Genomic DNA, 17,976 nt, shown 5'->3' on the forward strand with positions numbered 1-17,976 from the left:
TGGCTCGACCCCGGCAAGGTTAGGGTGAGGGGCAGCCGCCGGCGCGAAGCGGACGGAAACCACGTCACGCGTTCGCTGGAAACGCCCTAACCACCAATACTGATCACAGCCTTGATCAGCCCATTCTTCTCATGCGCCCAGCGCGCGAGATCGCGCGGCGCATCGGCAAGCGTCGTGCGGTGGGTGATCAGTTTGTCCACCGGCACCAGCCCTTTGGCGATCGAATCCGCGACATGCTCGAAATCGACGCGGGTGGCGTTGCGGCTGCCGATCACCATCATCTCGCGCTTGTGGAATTCGGGATCGGAGAAGCGGATATCGTCCTTGACGACGCTGACCAGCACCAGCGCGCCGCCATGGGCGACGAAGGAGAAGGCCTTTTCCATCGAAGGGCCGTAACCCGTCGCATCGAAGACCACGTCGAAACCGTCGCCGTTGGTCTTTTCCCGGACGGTCTCCGCTGTCGCCTCGTTGGCAACGATGCCGGAGGTGAAGCCGAAGCGTTCCGACGCCATCTGCAGCCGCTCGGTGCTGGTATCGAGCAGCGTCACCTCATGGCCTGCGATGCGCGAGAAGATCGCCGCCCCGAGGCCGATCGGCCCGGCGCCGATCACGAGCGCCCGGGCTCCGGCACCGGTCATCGAACGGCGCACCGCATGAGCGCCGATCGCCAGGAACTCGGTCGTCGCCGCCGCTTCGAGGCTTACACCCTTGGCGGCGTAGAGGTTCTCGGCCGGGACTGAAATCTCCTCGCAGAAGGCGCCGTCGGTATGGACGCCGAGCACCTTGATATTGGTGCAGCAATTCGGCTTGCCCTGCCGGCAGGCGATACATTGCCCGCAGGAGAGATAGGGATTGACGATGACAGGCGTGCCGACTGCGATAGTGACGCCGTCGCCCGCTTCCAGCACCGTCGCCGAGATCTCGTGCCCCATCACCCTGGGATATTCGAGGAAGGGATGTTTGCCCTCGAAGATGTGGTAGTCGGTGCCGCAAATGCCGACATGGCTGACGGCAAGCCGCACCCAGCCGGCGGCGGGAGCCGCAGGCGAAGGACGCTCGACGATATCGAGCACGCCGGGCTCCCGGCAAAGAACTGCTTTCATGACGGGTCTCGCATTCCTGGTTCTTTACTCTGTGTCGTGCCACTGCTGTTCGGTTCGTGCGGATAGCTGCCCCTCACCCTAACCCTCTCCCCGTAAACGGGGCGAGGGGACGTGCCCTGCACGACGTCAATGGGGACGGAGAGGTTTGCGGCATATCCCCTTCTCCCCGTCAAAACGGGGAGAAGGTGCCGGCAGGCGGATGAGGGGCAGGCAGCGATCTCTTGCTCGCCTCTCAATTGCTCCGGCGGCGGCGCAGCTGGTCGAAGAACACGATCACGATGATCAGCAGACCGGTGATGATACGCTGCCAGAAGGAGTTGACGTTCAGAAGGTTCGCGCCGTTGTTGATGGTGGCGAGAATGAAGGCGCCGATCAGTGGGCCGTGCACCGAGCCGACCGCGCCGAACAGGCTGGTGCCGCCGATGACGGAGGAGGCGATCGCCTGCAGTTCCCAGCCGTCGGCCTGCGTCGCATTGCCGATCGCGATGCGCGAGGCGAGCAGCACGCCGACGAAGGCGGCGAAGGAGGCAGACAGGATATAGGCGAGGTAGATCATGCCCTTGACGTTGACGCCGGAAAGGCGCGCCGCCTCGGCGTTCGAACCGACCGCGAAGAGATACCGGCCCCAGCGGCTCAGATGCAGGAAGATGAAGGATGGGACCGCCACCAGGATGACCATCCAGAACAGGCTCGGAATACTGAGCAGATCGGCGCGGGCGAAATTGCTGAAGCCCTCATTGGTGATGTTGATCGTCGAGCCGTTGGTGATCAGCAGGCCGATGCCGCGCAGCGATGTCAGGGTTGCCAGCGTGATGATAAAGGGCGGCAGGCCCATATGCACGATGCCGAAGCCATGGAAGGCGCCGATCGCCACACCCATGAGCAGCGTCAGCGCGATCGCCCCCCAGACCGGCACGCCCGCCTGCAGCAGCCAGGCGATGATCACGGTGCAGAAGCCGACGATGGCGCCGACCGAAAGATCGATGCCGGCGGTGATGATGACGAAGGTCTGGCCGAGCGCCAGGATCGCCGTCATCGCACCCTGACGCAGCAGGTTGGAGATGTTGAGCGGCGTCCAGAAGCTCGGGGTGACGACGCCAAGCACGATCCAGAGGAAGATCAGCAGGCCGATCAGCGTCAGGCCGAACAGGATGTTCATTTTCCGGCGCGGCGGCGGTGCGACGATTTCGGTGGGGGTGGCAGTCATGAATTTTCTCCCTCTTATTCTTTTGGCTCAGACGCCGATCGCTTCGCTGAGCACTTCTTCATGCGTCGCCGCGTGATAATCATGGCTCGCGACGATTTTGCCGGCGCGGAAGACGTGCAGCCGGTCGGCCAGTTCGTAGACCTCGGGCAGATAGGAGGAGATCAGGATGATGCCCGCGCCGTCCTTCAGAAGCTTGGCGAACAGCCGGTAGATTTCCGCCTTGGTGCCGACGTCGACGCCGACGGTCGGCTCGTCGAAGATGAAAAGCCGGGCGCCATGGCTCAGCCACTTGCCGATGACGATCTTCTGCTGGTTGCCGCCCGACATGCTGGAGGCCGGAACGCGCCGGCTCGGCGTCTTGATGCTGAGATTGCGGATCTGCTGGTCGGCATTGGCCGATTCGCGCGTGTGATTGATCACCGGCCCGTGGCTCAGCCGCCCGAACACCGGCAGGTTGATGTTGAGGCCGATCGGCAGGTTGAGGCAAAGCCCCTGATCGCGCCGGCTTTCCGGCGCCAGCGCAATGCCGAGCTCCATCGCCGTGCGTTCGTTGCGGATGTCGACACGTTTGCCCATCCATTCGACATCGCCTGCTGTCGTCGGCTGGCGGCCGTAGAGCCCGAGGGCGAATTCGCTGCGCCCGGCGCCGATCAGGCCGTAGAGGCCGACGATCTGTCCCGCCTTGACGCTGAGCGACACATCTTCGAAGCCCGGGCCGGAGAGGCCGTTGACCGTGAGGATCGTCTCGCCGATCGCAATCTTTTCCTTGTGGTAGATCTGTTCGATCGAGCGGTTGATCATCAGCGAGATCAGTTCGGCATCGTTGGTCTCGCCGATCAGGCGCGTGCCGACATGCGTGCCGTCGCGCAGCACCGAGACACGGTCGGCAAGCTCGAAGACTTCCTCCATGCGGTGGCTGATATAGACGATGGTGACGCCTTCGCCCTGCAGCCGGCGGATCAGCTTGAAGAGCTGCGCCGATTCCTGGCGGGTGAGATAGGCAGTCGGTTCGTCGAAGATCAGGAATTGCGTGCCGCGCATCGCTGCGCGCGCCGTGGCCACCAGCTGCTGCTGGCCGATGGTCAGCGAGCTCAACAGCGCACCGGCCGGCAGGCCGAAGCCGAGATCGTCGAGCACGGCCTGCGCCATCTTCTCCATCTGCTTCTTGCGCATCAGGCCGAAGCGGTTGACTTCATCGCCGAGGAAGAGATTGGCGGCGACCGTCAGGTGCCGGCAGAGCACGACTTCCTGGTGCACGGCGTTGATGCCGCGGGCGATCGCCTCGTTCGGCGTCGCCAGCCCCACCGGCTGGCCGCACCACAGCACTTCGCCGGCGGTGCGGGTGATGACGCCGGTCAGCAATTTGATGAGGGTGGATTTGCCGGCGCCGTTTTCACCGACGATGGCGTGGATTTCGCCGGCGAGAAAGGTCAGCGTCGCTGGCTTCAGCGCCTGCACATGACCGTAATTCTTCTGCAGGCCCTTGAGTTCGAGGATAGGCGATCCGGCGGGAATTCGATTGGCTTCTTTCAGCGTCGCACTGTCATCATGGCGATGACTGACCTCTTCCAGTCCGATCATGGGACCTCTCCTCCTTGTGTCGCGTCTGCTCTCCATCCCCCGCAAAACATAGCACGGATGGAAAAAGCCGCGCCGGTTTTTGAAGCCGGCGCGGCTTGTCTGTCGTTATTACTTGATCTTCGGGTTCAGCAGCGCGTCGATCTTCGGGTCGGCCATATTCGCCTTGGTGACGAGGTTTGCACCGGTGTCGACATTCTCTTCGACCTTCTCGCCCTTGGAGACGGCAAGCGCGGTCTTCACGCCGTCATAACCCATGCGGTAGGGGTCCTGAACGACGAGGCCGGCAATCGCACCATCCTTGAGGAAGCCGACCGTCTTGTCGTCGCTGTCAAAGCCGATGACCTTGATCTTCTCGCCGAGCTTGTTTTCGGCGATCGCCTGGCCAACGCCCTGCGCCATGATCAGGTTCGAGGCGAAGATGCCGACGAGGTTCGGATTTGCCGTGATCAGGTCGGTCATCATGTTGAGGCCGGTCGTTGCCTGGCCGTCGCCGTACTTGTCGGCAATGACCTTCAGGCCGGGATACTTGGTCTTCACCTGATCCAGGAAGCCTTCGCGGCGCTGTTCCAGCGAGCCGACGCCCGGAAGGTTGGTGAGGATGACGATTTCGCCCTCTTCCTTGCCGGTGGCGCCCTTGATGGCGGCGGCCAGACCGTCAGCGGCGATGCGGCCGCCCTGAACGTTGTCGGTCGTCAGGAACGACTTGAACGCCTTGGAGTCGGCGCCCGAGTCGATGCCGATGATCGGAACCGACTTGGCCGCTTCATCGATCGGCTTGCCGAGCGCCTTGAATTCGGTCGGCGAAATGACGACGGCCGCCGGCTTGCCGGCAACGGCGTTCTCAAGAATGCTGATCTGGCCGTTGACGTCGGATTCGGCCTGAGCGCCGAGTTCCGGCACGTTGACGCCGAGATCCTTGCCGGCCTTGCGGGCGCCGGCCAGAACGATCTGCCAGTAGAAGGACGTCGTGTCCTTGACGATGATCGGGATCGTCACGTCGGCCGCAAACGACGGTGCCGGCATCGCCGAGGCGATAACTGCGGCGCCCGCAAGCGCGGTAAAGGCGCGGCGGGACAGAAGGGATTTCACGAAACTCATAAGGGTTCTCCTCTCAGGGTGCGTTCTCCTCCGAATAAATCGACCGCTGAACGCAGGCGGACGATTTTTATCGATAAAAAACATTTGCCAGGTGAAGCTAGCCGAGGCGCAATCAAATTGCAAGAGCGCCAAACAGGCTTTTTTTCTTCGGTAAACTCCCGCCAAGCAACTGATTTTATTCCAATACAACGATACACTAAAATAGGGATCAGGCTTGATCGACCTCGTGCGGATGGACGACGCCCTTTTTCAAAATCAGGTTGCCGTACAGCCGAAATTCCGTCGTCGCGACGATGTAGGTCGCCTTGCGGGCCATCGCGTAAAACGCAAAACGCTCCACCGGCACGATGCGGAAATCGCCGGCGTGCTTGGAAACGATCTGCTGGAATTCGGTGCAGACCTCCGGCATCGCATCGGGATCGCCGACCACCTCCATCCGCCACGCCGCTTCCGGCACGAAAGTGTCGAGCGGCATATGGGTCAGGATGGCCGCGGCCATGTCAGTGGCGCTGACGCCGTCGGCGCGAATGACCGGCGGGCCCATCGAGCCCGAGGGAAAATTGGCGTCCGATATGACGATATCGTCGCCATGTCCCATGGTCTTCAATGCATGGAGCAGGTCGGGGCCAAGCAGCGGATGAATACCCTTGAGCATAATCTCTCCTCAGACTCGCACAGCTTCGGCGCCGAGCGGCGGCGCGACCAGCGTATAGGGTTCGAATTCGGCGTAGATCGCGTCGGCAAGCCGCGGCTCGACGATCTCCATGTTGCGCGTCAGGCTCGACGGCTTCGCCGTGCCGATCAGCACCGATGCGACGATCGGTTCGCGCAGCGGAAACTGCAGGGCGGGCGCTGCCAGCGGCACGCCGTGGCGTTTGGCGATCGCCTCCATCGCGCCGACTTTGGCAAGCACATCGTCATCAGCCGGCATATAGTCGAAATGCGAACCCGGTACCGGACCGGTGGCGAGGATGCCGGAGTTGAAGACGCCGCCGACGACGAGCGACGTGCCCTTCTGCCGGCAAAGCGGCAGCAGTTCGGCGACGGCCGAGCGGTCGAGCAGCGTGTAGCGGCCAGCCATCAGGATGCAGTCGAGATCGGAATGGCGCATAACGTCGAGGCAGACCGGCACTTCGTTGACGCCGAGGCCGAAGGCGGAGATCGCGCCAGACGACTTGAGTTCCTCCAGCGCCTTCACGCCGGAATCGAGAAACTGCTTCTGGTGGACCGCATTCTTCGCCGCGCCATGCGTGTAGACGCCGAGATCGTGCACATAGAGAATATCGATGCGGTTGAGTCCGAGGCGCGCATAGCTGAATTCGACCGAGCGCATGATGCCGTCATAGGAATAGTCGTAATCGGCATCGAAGGAGAGCGGATCGACATAGCTGTAATCAGGCACGGTGCCGGTCGGCACCGGCCGAAGCAGCCGGCCGACCTTGGTAGAAAGCACGTAACTGCCATCCGGCTGGTCGCGCAAGAAATCGCCGACCCGCCGTTCGGCAAGGCCGAGCCCATACCAGGGCGCCACATCGAAATAGCGGATGCCGCTATCCCAGGCCGCCTGCAGCGTGTCCATCGCCACCTCGCGCGGGCATGCGCGGTAGAGACCGCCGAGAGCGGCCGCACCGAAGCTGATTTCGGTCACCTCCAGCTTGGTCTTGCCGATCTGTCTCGTCTTCATCATTCCTCCTCACGAAGAAGCTGAACTATCTGGAGCAATCCCAGGAAAAGTGTGAAGCGGTTTTCCGTCCGGGATTGCGTACTTCAAATCAATCCCAGGAAAAGTGTGAAGCGGTTTTCCGTCCGGGATTGCGTAAAAACAGAGATTACAGCGTCGCACCCAGATGCCACGGCACGAATTCATTGTCGCCGTAGCCGAAGAGCTCGCTCTTGGTCTTCTTGCCTGATGCCGTATCGACGATGAGGTCGAAGATCTCGCGGCCCTTGCCGCTGATCGTCGCGTCACCCGTGGCGATCGTGCCGCAATCGATGTCCATATCCTCTTCCATCGAGGCATAGAGCGCCGAATTGCTGGAAAGCTTCAGCGACGGCGCCGGCCGGCAACCGAAGCAGCTCCCGCGGCCAGTGGTAAAGGCGATCATGTTCGCCCCGCCGGCCACCTGGCCGGTCGCCGAGACCGGGTCGTAGCCGGGCGTGTCCATGAAGACGAGGCCGGGGGCCGTGACCCGCTCGGCATAACCATAGACCGCCGTCAGCGGCGAACGCCCGCCTTTGGCAACCGCGCCGAGCGACTTTTCGAGGATGGTTGTGAGGCCACCGCGCTTGTTGCCGGGCGAGGGGTTGTTGTCGAGCGAGGCGCCGTGCAGGGCGACGTAATCTTCCCACCAGGCGATCTTGTCGTCGAGCTTCTTTGCCACCTCGTCGCTGACGGCGCGGCTGCGCAGCAGATGTTCGGCACCATAGATTTCCGAGGTTTCCGACAGGATCGCCGTGCCGCCGGCCGCTGCCAGCAGATCGGCCGCGACACCGAGCGCCGGATTGGCGGTGATGCCGGAAAAGCCATCCGAGCCGCCGCATTGGAGGCCGATGATGATCTCGCCGATCGACATCGGCACGCGCTTTTCTTTGCCGACATCGGCGGCGATTTCGCGCAGCATGCCCATGGCGCGCTCGACCGCGCGGCGCGACCCGCCGGCATCCTGGATGTTGAAATGCCGCTTCGAGGCGCCGGCACCACTCTGGCCGTAGAGCGTCAGCTGGTTGACCTCGCAGCCGAGGCCGATCATCAACACGCCGCCGAAATTCACGTGCCTTGTATAGCCGGCGAGCGTCCGGTGCAGCACGTTCATGCCGTCGCCGGTCGAGCTCATGCCGCAGCCCTGGTCGTGCACGATCGGCACAAAACCGTCGATGCCTTCATAATGCGGCAGGATCGTCCGGTTCGCCTCGTCGGCGATTGCCCGGCAGACCGTGGTGGAACAGTTCACGCTGGCGATGATGCCGATATAGTTGCGCGTTGCCGCCCGCCCGTCGGCGCGGCGATAGCCCATGAAGGTGCGCCCGACGTCGTCGGCTGTCGCCGCTTCCGGCGCCGAATTGGCGGTTGCCGCCAGCCGGTCGTTTTCGAAATGCAGGTTGTGGCTGTGCACATGGTCGCCGGCCTTGACCTCGGCCGTCGTGCGGCCGATCGCCTGTCCGTATTTGACCACGGGTCCCCCGAGCGGAATATCCGCTATCGCCACCTTGTGGCCGGGGTCGATCTTCTCACGGGTCTGAATGCCGGCAACCGTCGAACCCGGCGCGATTGCCGCCGTTGCGACCGCGACATTGTCGCCGGCCGAAAGGATGATCCAAGGCAGTTTGTCCAATTTATTCTCCCTGGGAAAGGCTCGCTGCATCGGCGAAAGCGCATTGATTTTGTTTTTTATCTACAATAAACATTTTCAAGTCAACGGGAATATTGATCCTGTGGACGAGGGAGGCAATGAGCCGCAGGCGACCGGAAATAAGCTAAAGGTCGTTTGAACAAGCCCCGATTTTTCTGCCCTGCTGGAGAGCGGGCGGTGGATACGAGGGCGGAAAGCGGGGTCTGGTGGCAAGGCAGAATACGGTCTTCAAGGAAGCCTATAACAGGTATGCCGTAGCCCTGCGCACGGATACGGCGCTGCCGTCGGAACCGGAGATCGCCGCCCAACTCGGCGTCAGCCGCTCGACGGCGCGCGCCATCCTCACACGGCTCAGCGAAGAAGGCATCATCCGCTGGAACAAACGCCAGAAGATCGTGCTGCGCCAGCCGACTGACCATGATCTCTTTCCCTCCGAAGAAACCGACTCCCTGCATGATATCATCGAGCGCAGCTTCATGCAGCGCATCCTTGCCGATGATGCAGCACCCGGTATGCAGATCAACGAGTTGGAGCTTGCCCGCGAGATCGGCACCGGCACCACCAGCGTGCGCGAATTCCTGATCCGCTTCTCCCGCTTCGGCCTCATTGAGAAACGGCCGAACAGCCACTGGACGCTCAAAGGGTTCACCCGCGAATTCGCCCTCGAGCTTGCCGATGTGCGCGAAATGTTCGAGCTGCATTCCGCCGCCGAATTCGGCCGGCTTCCCAGGGATAATCAAAGCTGGGCCGATCTTGCCGCTATGCGCGACGAACATCACGCCATGCTTGCCGACATCAACCAGCGCTTCAAGGATTTCTCCGTCCTCGACGAACGCTTCCACTTGCTGATCCACCGCGCCTCGAAGAACCGCTTCATCGCCGATTTCTACGACGCGATCGCCATCGTCTTCCACTATCACTACCAGTGGAACAAGGCCGCCGCCCGCCAGCGCAACGAGCGCGCCATCCACGAACATCTGGATTATATCGCAGCGCTGGAATCCGGCGACCAACCAGCAATCGAAACCGCCTGCCGCGCCCATCTGCACTCCGCCCGCCAGACCCTGCTGCAATCCCTGCCGCAAGTCGCCACAGAGAACGCCTGAGCGGGGGACATCTCGGCCCAGAGATCGCCGATGCCAGCCCCCTCATCCGCCTGCCGGCACCAACCGGGGTCGAGCCACGGGTCTCGACGCGTCCTTCGGACCCCCGTTTGCGGGGCGAAGGGGATATGCCGCGACCTCTCCGTCCCTCTATCGCGTCTCGTATGGCACGTCCCCTCTCCCCGTCAGAACGGGGAGAGGGTTAGGGTCATATGCGCTAGGTTTAGCCCTGGACATAAGGAATCTGGTTGTGATTCAAGCTTTGGATGAAGATTCGTCCTGAGGTTTTGGATCATTGGCCGGAAGTGCGCGAGCGGCTTCCGGCGGGTTTTGACTTGGAAGCAACGGCGCGGTTGCGCGGTGCTTTTACGCGGGTGCGGGAAATCAAGAATGCCGAGACGCTGTTGCGGCTGGCACTTGCCTATGGCGGCCTTGGCATGTCGCTACGCGAGACCTGTGCATGGGCCGAAGCGGGCGGGATCGCCCGTTTGTCAGACCCATCGCTGCTCGAGCGGCTGTGCAAAGCGGCGCCTTGGCTTGGCGACATCGTGGCCGCGCTGATTGCCGAACAGGCCAAAGTGCCGACGGGGCGCTTTGCGGGATATCGCTTGCGTGTGCTCGATGGAACGTCGATCTGCCATCCGGGCGCTGACCGCACGACATGGCGGTTGCATGTCGGCTACGATCTGGCAACGGCTCAGGTCGATCAGCTTGAGTTGACCGACATCCATGGTGCCGAGAACCTTCAGCGCCTTACCTACGCACCCGGCGATATCGTGCTGGCCGATCGCTACTATGCAAGACCGCGCGACCTGCGGCCGGTGATCGATGCCGGTGCAGACTTCATCGTGCGGACCGGCTGGAACTCGTTGCGCCTGTTGCAGACGAATGGCGAGCCCTTTGATCTGTTTGCCGCACTCGCCGCTCAGCAAGAGCAGGAAGGCGAGGTGCAGGTTCGTGTCCACGAAGGCATGACGGGGACGCCGCCACCACCGCCGCTGGTCCTGCGCCTCATTGTCCGGCGCAAGGATCCGCAACAGGCCCAAGCCGAGCAAGAGCGCCTGCTCAAGGATGCCCGCAAGCGCGGCAAAAAACCCGATCCGCGCAGTCTCGAGGCGGCGAAGTACATTCTGCTGCTGACCTCGCTGCCGACCGCCACCTTCCCGCCGGCCGATATCCTCACCCTCTATCGCTTCCGCTGGCAAATCGAGCTGGCGTTCAAACGGTTCAAGAGCCTGGCCGGCCTCGACAGCTTGCCGGCCAAGAAGCCGGAACTGGCCCGGGCATGGCTCTACGCCAGACTGATCGTCGCCATCATTGCCGAACAGATTGCCGGGCAAGTCCCGGACTCTCCCCCCTCTGGATGTGGCAACCCCACTGGCTAGCCCCCCATTGGCAAGCCCATCGCGCTGGCGTCTCATGAAGATCGCCCTGGCCACCATTTGCGCCGCCATCCGCGGACCACTTCTGTGGCAGGCCGTCTGTAATCTCGTCACGCGAAGTCGTCGCCACCTCTGTGAGCCGCCGCGACGACGCCGAAAACAATGCGACGATCTACACGCTCGCTTAACCTAGCGCATATGAGGGTTAGGGTGAGGGGCAGATGTTTTCGATACTGCGGATGGCAGCCATCATGAAACATTTCGATGTGTAAGCCGTTATCGCGCTTATGGCCGACGCTAAACTTAAACCGAAATCGGTCGACGGCACCGAACCGCACGGTGCCGGGAACTCGCCCCAGGAGACGGCATCGACTGTCGAGGTCATGCCGCCACCAGATGCCATCGAGCCCGATCCGGAGTTGACACCTGAAGAGGCCGAGCAGGCGCGCAAGCGGTATCTGCTCAAACGTTTCTGGATCAGCGCGCGCCGTTACTGGGGTCGCGGTGGCGACAAGTTCGCTTGGCCCTTCTCGATCGGGCTATTGGCCCTGATCGGCATGAATGTCGGCTTCCAGTACGGAATCAATCTGTGGAACCGCGGGATCTTCGACGCCATAGAGCGACACGATGCCGGCACCGTCTATTTCCTGACCGCCGTATTCGTGCCGCTTGTGCTCGGAACCGTCGCCATTGTCACGATACAGGTCGCCGTTCGCATGATGATCCAACGTCGCTGGCGTTCCTGGCTGACAACATCAGTCATCGCGCGCTGGCTTGCAAACGGCCGTTACTATCAGTTGAATCTCATCGGCGGCGACCACAAGAACCCGGAAGCGCGCATTTCCGAGGATTTGCGGATTGCCACCGAAGCACCCGTCGATTTCATCGCCGGTGTCATTTCCGCATTTCTGGCGGCCTCGACCTTCATCGTGGTGCTCTGGACGATCGGCGGGGCTCTCACTCTGCCGATCGCAGGTTTCCCCGTTACCATTCCCGGCTTTCTCGTCGTCACTGCGGTCCTCTACGCCGCGATCACCTCTACTTCGATGGCGGTCATCGGCCGCTATTTCGTCCACGTCTCCGAGGCCAAAAATCAAGCAGAAGCCGAGTTTCGCTACACGCTGACGCATGTCAGGGAAAACGGCGAGAGCATCGCGCTTCTCGGCGGCGAAGAGGAGGAGCGTAACGACCTCGATAAGACCTTCGCCAATGTGCTAAGGCAATGGGCGCTGCTTGCCCGCCAGCACATGCGCACAACGCTTGTGTCGCATGGGTCGATGCTGATTGCGCCAGTCGTCCCGGTCCTGCTTTGCGCACCAAAATTTCTCGAAGGCAGCATGAGCCTCGGACAGGTCATGCAGGCCGCCTCTGCTTTTGCCATCGTTCAGGGCGCGTTCGGCTGGCTGGTCGACAACTATCCCCGTCTTGCCGATTGGAATGCCTGTGCACGGCGCATCGCCTCGCTGATGATGTCGCTCGACGGGCTGGAGCGCGCCGAACAGAGCGACTCGCTCGGGCGCATCAAGCATGGTGAAACCGAAGGCGAGGCGATGCTCAGCCTCAACGATCTCTCCGTGTCGCTTGACGATGGCACCGCCGTGGTGACGGAAACCCGGGTCGAAATCGAGCCCGGCGAGCGGGTGCTTGTGTCCGGTGAATCCGGGTCGGGCAAGAGCACGCTGGTGCGGGCCATCGCGGGTCTTTGGCCGTGGGGCGGCGGCAGCGTCAATTTCCATGCCGACCGGCGATTATTCATGTTGCCGCAACGGCCCTATATCCCTTCGGGCACGCTTCGCCGTGCGGTCGCCTATCCGGGCGCCGCCGATAGCTGGCCGCTGGACGAGATCAAGGCGGCTCTCGACAAGGTGGGACTGGATTATCTGAACGACAAGATCGAGGAAGATGCGCCCTGGGACCAGACCTTGTCGGGTGGCGAAAAGCAGCGGCTCGCCTTTGCGCGTCTGCTGCTGCACCAACCCGATATCATCGTGCTGGATGAAGCAACGGCAGCACTCGATGAGAAGAGCCAGGATAAGATGATGCAGATGGTGATCGATGAATTGCCTGAAGTCACCATCCTGAGCGTCGCGCATCGCGCTGAGCTGGAAGTCTTCCATAGCCGCAAGATCACGCTCGAGCGGCGCGAGGGCGGCGCAAAGCTTGTCAGCGATATCGACCTGATCAAGCGCAAGAGAAAACGGAACTTGCTGTCACGCGTTTTGGAGAAGCGGCGCTCCCCGCCGAAAGGCAGTACGACCGCGAATGAAGGCGGCACAGTCCCCGAATAGACACTGTCCGTTTGGCCACAAAACCATCAAACACCTGACGAAGGCTCTGCGCTCGCAATTTGATCCAGATTGTCGATCAGCCGCGTCAGCAGATCTGCAAGTTGTCCCGCTTCCGCATCCGTGAACCCGGCCAGTGCCTCACGATTCCCTTGGAATAGGGCCGCAATTGCCTTCGGCATACGTTCCTGTGCAGTTTTCGTCAGCACGATACGGCTGCTGCGGCGGTCAGCCGGGTCGCGTGTCCGCTTGATCAAGCCATCCCTCTCCATGCGTGCGAGCATCTGCGCCATCGGCGGTTGCTCGATCCTGGCAAAGCGGGCGAGGTCGCGTTGAGTGCTGGCTTTGCCATCTTGCAGCGCGACCAGCACCGGCAACTGGCCGACACCGAAGCCGAGCGGTTTAAGGCGTGACTCGCTGAGACGGGCAAAGCCCCGCGCCGCAAGACTGACGAGATGCCCCGGCGTTGAAAGCACGTCGTCGTCCATTCGGCTTACCCCTTGCCTGCGCTTGACCGTAAGATATATATGTACGTATGTAACTTGATGCGCGGCACGAGGCAATGGCGTTTCGATGCCGCACAGCGAATGTTTCAATCTCCACTGAGGAAACGATATGTCTCAAAATGACGTCGAAATGATCAAGCGCATCTATGCCAGCTTCAACGCCAGAGACATCGACGCTGTGCTTGCCGTGCTTTCCGATGATGTCGCCTGGGCCAACGGCATGGATGGTGGCCATGTTCATGGTCGTGAGGCTGTACGCGATTATTGGACACGCCAATGGGCCGTCATCAGTCCACACGTCGAGCCGGTGGCCTTTGAGGAAACGCCAGACGGCGCTATCGCTGTCGAGGTGATCCAGTCGGTCTTCGACCTCGATGGCCGGCCGCTGGAAGGGCGGGCTCATGGCCTGAAGGACAAGACCGTGACGCACATCTTCCGCATGCAGGGCGATAAAATTGTTCGCTTCGATATCCGGGATGCGCTGTAAGCCCAGCATGCTCTGTAAGCTGGTACTTCCCATGCGGGGATGACCGCTCCTGTTGCGAAGCGCGATTGTCAGACTGGCCTTTCGGCCGTCGGAAGCCTGGCTTATGCGTTCAATTCGCGCTTAGCCGGCACTATCGGTTCAGAGCCTGCGCGCTTCCAGACGCCGCTTGTCGCGCTCGACATAGTTGGAGCCGAGCTCTGTCAGACGGAATTGGCGTTTCTGAAATTCCCCGCGGATCAAGATGAAGCCTTGCTCCTCGGCTTCGCTCAGTGTCTTCAGGCTGGTGCCTTTGGGGGGAGACTGCCAAGCCATGCCATCGGCGCTGTGCAGCAAGACCATGATCTTTATAATTTTCTTTCTCCATGGCTGATGCATACAGCTGGACTGCATCGCTTCAGCAATCCGCTGGTTCCGCATTCTTGATTTGCACCATCCAGGAGAAGCCTATTGATTTAAAAGGATTAATTTTGGCCAATCCGGAGTTTCGCAAAAGCTATTGTATAAAAGCTCCGATAGTCTTGGTCAATTCATCACTCTGTCCCAACAGGTTTGGTCATGCCTGGCGGTTGGCCCGATTGCGCTTATTTCCATTGAATCCCGACATCAGCGGCGCATAGTACCGACGTTCCCGGCTTTGCCGGTTGAACGTAGGGGGAGCCGGTGCATGTCAGCAAATCTCGACGATATCCGTAACCATCAACGTGAGACCTGGGACAAGTTTTCTGCCGGCTGGAAGAAATGGGACAGCCTGGTTCTCAGCTGGCTCGCCCCGTTTGGTGACGCCATGCTCCGGCGCGCAAATCTCTCCAACGGCTTTAACGTGCTCGACATAGCAGCTGGCACTGGCGAACCCGGCCTGACGGCGGCGGCGGCAATCCCCGAGGGTCATGTCGTCGTCACCGATCTCTCGGAAAATATGCTGACTGCTGCCGCCGAAAATGCGGCCAGACGTGGCCTCAAAAACTTCGAAACTCGCCTATGCGATGCGGGAACGTTGCCTTTTGCCGATGCCAGTTTCGACGCCGTCCTGTGCCGGTTTGGGTTTATGTTCTTCCCTGACATCGCTGCCGCCGCCAAGGAGATGGCACGCGTGGCAGAACCCGGTGCGCGTGTCAGCGCAGCCGTCTGGAGCGCGCCTGCCAAAAATCCATGGGCGACCACGATCATGGGCACGATCGCCCGCCACGTGGACATATCAGCGCCACCACCCGGCTCTCCGGGCCTGTTCCGCTGTGCCGGGGAAGGCATGATGGTCGAGACCTTCAAAGAGGCGGGCCTTCTCGATGTCGCCGAGGAGGAGGTGTCGGCGATGATGGTGCACGATACCCCGGCGCGCTACTGGGACTTCATGACTGAGGTCGCCGCGCCTGTCGTCGCTGGACTATCCAGGGCAGATGCGGCGACACGGGAGAAAATCCGCGGCGAGGTTCTGGAACTGGCGCTACAATCCGTCAGCGATGGCAAGGTTTACCTTCGCTCAACGGCAACTGTGATCACAGGCACGCGATAGCCAAACTGCAGAATTCCTTGAATCGGAATCGTAGCGATTTGTCGCGCGACGCCGAGTCTAATTTGCCCCTTGGTCCACCTCTCCGCATTTCAAGAGAATCTCATCGACGACGACCGTGAGCGGGAGAGTGACGTCGATGACGACACCACACTTCGGAATATCCTCTTTCGTTGCATGCAATTACACAATCAGCGCCCGTTCGGCAGGCATGTCACAACATGATCCCGTAATGCCGCAGCACTTTCCAAGGGCGACGTGAGCGTCACATCCAACGTCAGCGCGTGTTGGTGCGGGATATTGAGAACCACGGCCTGTTGGCTTCGGCTCCTCGACGTCTCGACGTCGGTTGTTTTCAAGTGGTCGCGCCGTGCGGGAGCCGAAACGCGACGCGCCAATTCTTCTTCGGCACACAGCAATCTCACCGGAACGAAGACCGCGGCGCGCTGTCTGGCGGCTTCGACGAACTGCTCGTAGGTCCGTGTGCTCCGCTCATCGCCTTCGACACCGGCATGGGTGAAAATGAAATTCGCCGACGGGCCGCTATAGGCGGTGATCGCATCCAGGACGGCCTGCCGGACCCTGCCGGTGTACTCCCATATGCCCTTCGGCAGCGGAGCGGTCCCCTCCTCGTCGAGGAGGCGCAAGATCGGGTTGTTGAACCAGTGATTATCGACGACCTTTGCTGATATAAGCGAGCCGAGTTCTTTGGCGATTGTCAGCTTGCCGACGCCCGGAAACCCCAAGAGCAACACGAAAACACTCATCGTTCGACAACTCTCCCAACACAATCCATCGGTGTGAAAACACAGCATTTCTGCGCTTCCACGAGCTGAACCGCTTAATGCGATGCCGCCTCGCTGGCGACAGCCGTCCCCTCGCGTTTCTGGCTCGGCCCGACCGGGATCAGCCAGGTGGTGAAGAAGGTCAGCACCGCGACGACGACCACGCCCCAGAAGCTCCAGTGCAGCGCCGCATTGAAGATCGAGCGGATGGCCGGATCGGCGGCGAGGGCCGAGAGCCCGGTCGGCTGGTTCAGCGCCTCGTGCAGGCCGGCCGCCGCCTCGCCGCTCGCATAATGGTTGATGCCGGCATTGAGGATGGCGCCGAGCACGGTGGCGCCGAGCGTATTGCCGAGGCTGCGGGAAAAGATGATCGAGGCCGTGGCGCTGCCGCGCATCGACCATTCGACGCTGTCCTGCACCAGCACGATGCTGGTGAGGCTGATGAGACCCATGCCGAAGCCCATGAAGAAGGAGCCGGCGCCGGCAACGATCGGCGAGCTTTCCTGTGTCAGGAACAACAGGAAACAGGCGCCGAAGGGAAACATCAGGCTGCCGACGCGCAAGGTACGCTGGATGCCGAAGGCCCTGTAGAAACGGCCGGAGAGCATCACCGCCAAGGGCCAGCCGACAACGAGCATGGTGAGCGTGAACCCCGCGACAAGAGGCGAGCGGCCAAGTACGCCCTGCACGTAGAGCGGCAGGATCGTCGAAAGCCCGATCAGCGCCATGCCGGCCAGCAGCGTCGCCGCATTGCTGGTCGCAATCAGCCTGCGGCTCCAGAGCGGGATCGAGATGATCGGCTCCGGCGCCCGCTTCTCCTGGGCGAGAAAGAGGATGCCCGCGATCACGAAGACGGCGAAAAGCGAAATCAGGATCCAGGCGCTGGCATCGGTTTCCGTCAGCATGACGAGAAGTGCGACGATCGAGATCGAAAACAGCACTGATCCGAGGTAATCGATCTTTGCCTGCTTGTGCGCCACGTCCTCCTTGAGGAAGACCATGAAGGCGATGATCGAGATGACGCCGATCGGCAGGTTGATCCAGAAGATCCAGGCCCAGGAGATGTTGTCGACGATGATGCCGCCGGCCAGCGGCCCGACGACAGCCGACGTCGCCCAGACGGTCGCCATGAAGCCCTGCACGCGGCCGCGCTCCTCGAGCTTGAAGAGATCGCCGATGATCGTCGTCGTCACCGGCTGGATGGCGCCGGCGCCCAGCCCCTGCAGCAGCCGGAACAGCACCAGCGACATCATCGACCAGGCAAGCCCGCAGAGCAAAGAGCCGACCAGGAAGATCAGGATGCCGCCGATCAGCACCGGCTTGCGCCCGAAAATGTCGGAAAGCTTGCCGTAGATAACAGTCGTCGTCGACTGCGCCAGCAGGAAGGCCGAAAACACCCAGCTATAATAGGAAAAGCCGCCGAGCTCCCCGACGATGCGCGGCATCGCGGTCGCTACGATCGTCGCCTCGATCGCCACCATGAAGGTCGCGAGCATGATGGTGGCGACGATAAGCACGCGGTTCGAGCGTTGCGCTGCATTCGACATGACGATCCTCTTCGGGTGCTCCGCAGATGCCG

Annotated in this window: 16 protein-coding genes; 5 read left to right on the forward strand and 11 right to left on the reverse strand. The window is 61.5% G+C overall.

Translation table 11 applies throughout. The features are described 5' to 3' along the window. Positions 1 to 86 precede the first annotated feature (86 nt). The 7 genes from AC2444_RS00775 to AC2444_RS00805 form a co-directional block, all read right to left on the reverse strand. The gene (locus AC2444_RS00775) at positions 87 to 1,106 is read right to left on the reverse strand and encodes a zinc-binding alcohol dehydrogenase family protein (protein ID WP_012755886.1); all 1,020 of its coding nucleotides are present in this window, start codon (positions 1,104 to 1,106) and stop codon (positions 87 to 89) included. A gap of 232 nt (positions 1,107 to 1,338) precedes the next feature. Next, the gene (locus AC2444_RS00780; protein ID WP_003545129.1) at positions 1,339 to 2,313 is read right to left on the reverse strand and encodes an ABC transporter permease; all 975 of its coding nucleotides are present in this window, start codon (positions 2,311 to 2,313) and stop codon (positions 1,339 to 1,341) included. 27 nt (positions 2,314 to 2,340) lie between these two features. Continuing rightward, entirely contained in the window at positions 2,341 to 3,894 is a 1,554-nt protein-coding gene (locus AC2444_RS00785) for a sugar ABC transporter ATP-binding protein (RefSeq protein ID WP_012755887.1), read from the reverse strand. A 108-nt stretch (positions 3,895 to 4,002) separates the two neighbouring features. Beyond that, positions 4,003 to 4,992, reverse strand: coding sequence for an ABC transporter substrate-binding protein (locus AC2444_RS00790; RefSeq protein ID WP_012755888.1), 990 nt, complete (start codon positions 4,990 to 4,992; stop codon positions 4,003 to 4,005). A gap of 208 nt (positions 4,993 to 5,200) precedes the next feature. Further along, complete coding sequence (locus tag AC2444_RS00795) at positions 5,201 to 5,647, reverse strand: RbsD/FucU family protein (RefSeq protein ID WP_012755889.1); 447 nt, start codon at positions 5,645 to 5,647, stop codon at positions 5,201 to 5,203. A 9-nt stretch (positions 5,648 to 5,656) separates the two neighbouring features. Beyond that, complete coding sequence (locus tag AC2444_RS00800) at positions 5,657 to 6,676, reverse strand: aldo/keto reductase (protein ID WP_012755890.1); 1,020 nt, start codon at positions 6,674 to 6,676, stop codon at positions 5,657 to 5,659. 145 nt (positions 6,677 to 6,821) lie between these two features. Beyond that, complete coding sequence (locus tag AC2444_RS00805) at positions 6,822 to 8,324, reverse strand: UxaA family hydrolase (protein WP_012755891.1); 1,503 nt, start codon at positions 8,322 to 8,324, stop codon at positions 6,822 to 6,824. 224 nt (positions 8,325 to 8,548) lie between these two features. Between AC2444_RS00805 and AC2444_RS00810 the strand changes: the two genes are divergently transcribed. The 3 genes from AC2444_RS00810 to AC2444_RS00820 all read left to right on the forward strand — a co-directional run bounded on the left by AC2444_RS00810 (position 8,549) and on the right by AC2444_RS00820 (position 13,115). Further along, positions 8,549 to 9,448, forward strand: a complete 900-nt coding sequence (locus AC2444_RS00810; protein ID WP_012755892.1) for a GntR family transcriptional regulator — start codon at positions 8,549 to 8,551, stop codon at positions 9,446 to 9,448. Between the two features lie 263 nt (positions 9,449 to 9,711). Then, positions 9,712 to 10,830, forward strand: coding sequence for an IS4 family transposase (locus AC2444_RS00815; RefSeq protein WP_012755893.1), 1,119 nt, complete (start codon positions 9,712 to 9,714; stop codon positions 10,828 to 10,830). Between the two features lie 284 nt (positions 10,831 to 11,114). Beyond that, a complete protein-coding gene (locus AC2444_RS00820) occupies positions 11,115 to 13,115 on the forward strand; it encodes an ABC transporter ATP-binding protein/permease (protein WP_012755894.1) in 2,001 nt (666 codons plus the stop codon). A gap of 26 nt (positions 13,116 to 13,141) precedes the next feature. Here the strand turns inward: AC2444_RS00820 and AC2444_RS00825 are convergent, their stop codons facing one another. After that, positions 13,142 to 13,600, reverse strand: coding sequence for a MarR family winged helix-turn-helix transcriptional regulator (locus tag AC2444_RS00825; RefSeq protein WP_012755895.1), 459 nt, complete (start codon positions 13,598 to 13,600; stop codon positions 13,142 to 13,144). Positions 13,601 to 13,727: 127 nt separating this feature from the next. Here AC2444_RS00825 and AC2444_RS00830 point away from each other — a divergent pair, with 127 nt between their 5' ends. Continuing rightward, complete coding sequence (locus AC2444_RS00830) at positions 13,728 to 14,105, forward strand: nuclear transport factor 2 family protein (RefSeq protein WP_012755896.1); 378 nt, start codon at positions 13,728 to 13,730, stop codon at positions 14,103 to 14,105. A gap of 138 nt (positions 14,106 to 14,243) precedes the next feature. Here AC2444_RS00830 and AC2444_RS00835 read toward each other — a convergent pair whose 3' ends face one another. After that, complete coding sequence (locus AC2444_RS00835; protein ID WP_012755897.1) at positions 14,244 to 14,495, reverse strand: hypothetical protein; 252 nt, start codon at positions 14,493 to 14,495, stop codon at positions 14,244 to 14,246. A 274-nt stretch (positions 14,496 to 14,769) separates the two neighbouring features. Here AC2444_RS00835 and AC2444_RS00840 point away from each other — a divergent pair, with 274 nt between their 5' ends. Further along, positions 14,770 to 15,615, forward strand: coding sequence for a class I SAM-dependent methyltransferase (locus AC2444_RS00840; protein ID WP_012755898.1), 846 nt, complete (start codon positions 14,770 to 14,772; stop codon positions 15,613 to 15,615). A 188-nt stretch (positions 15,616 to 15,803) separates the two neighbouring features. Here AC2444_RS00840 and AC2444_RS00845 read toward each other — a convergent pair whose 3' ends face one another. Beyond that, positions 15,804 to 16,379, reverse strand: a complete 576-nt coding sequence (locus AC2444_RS00845) for a phosphotransferase-like protein (protein ID WP_012755899.1) — start codon at positions 16,377 to 16,379, stop codon at positions 15,804 to 15,806. Between the two features lie 74 nt (positions 16,380 to 16,453). Further along, complete coding sequence (locus tag AC2444_RS00850; protein ID WP_012755900.1) at positions 16,454 to 17,944, reverse strand: MDR family MFS transporter; 1,491 nt, start codon at positions 17,942 to 17,944, stop codon at positions 16,454 to 16,456. Positions 17,945 to 17,976 lie beyond the last annotated feature (32 nt).

The organism is Rhizobium sp. WSM1328 (genome assembly GCF_057653715.1).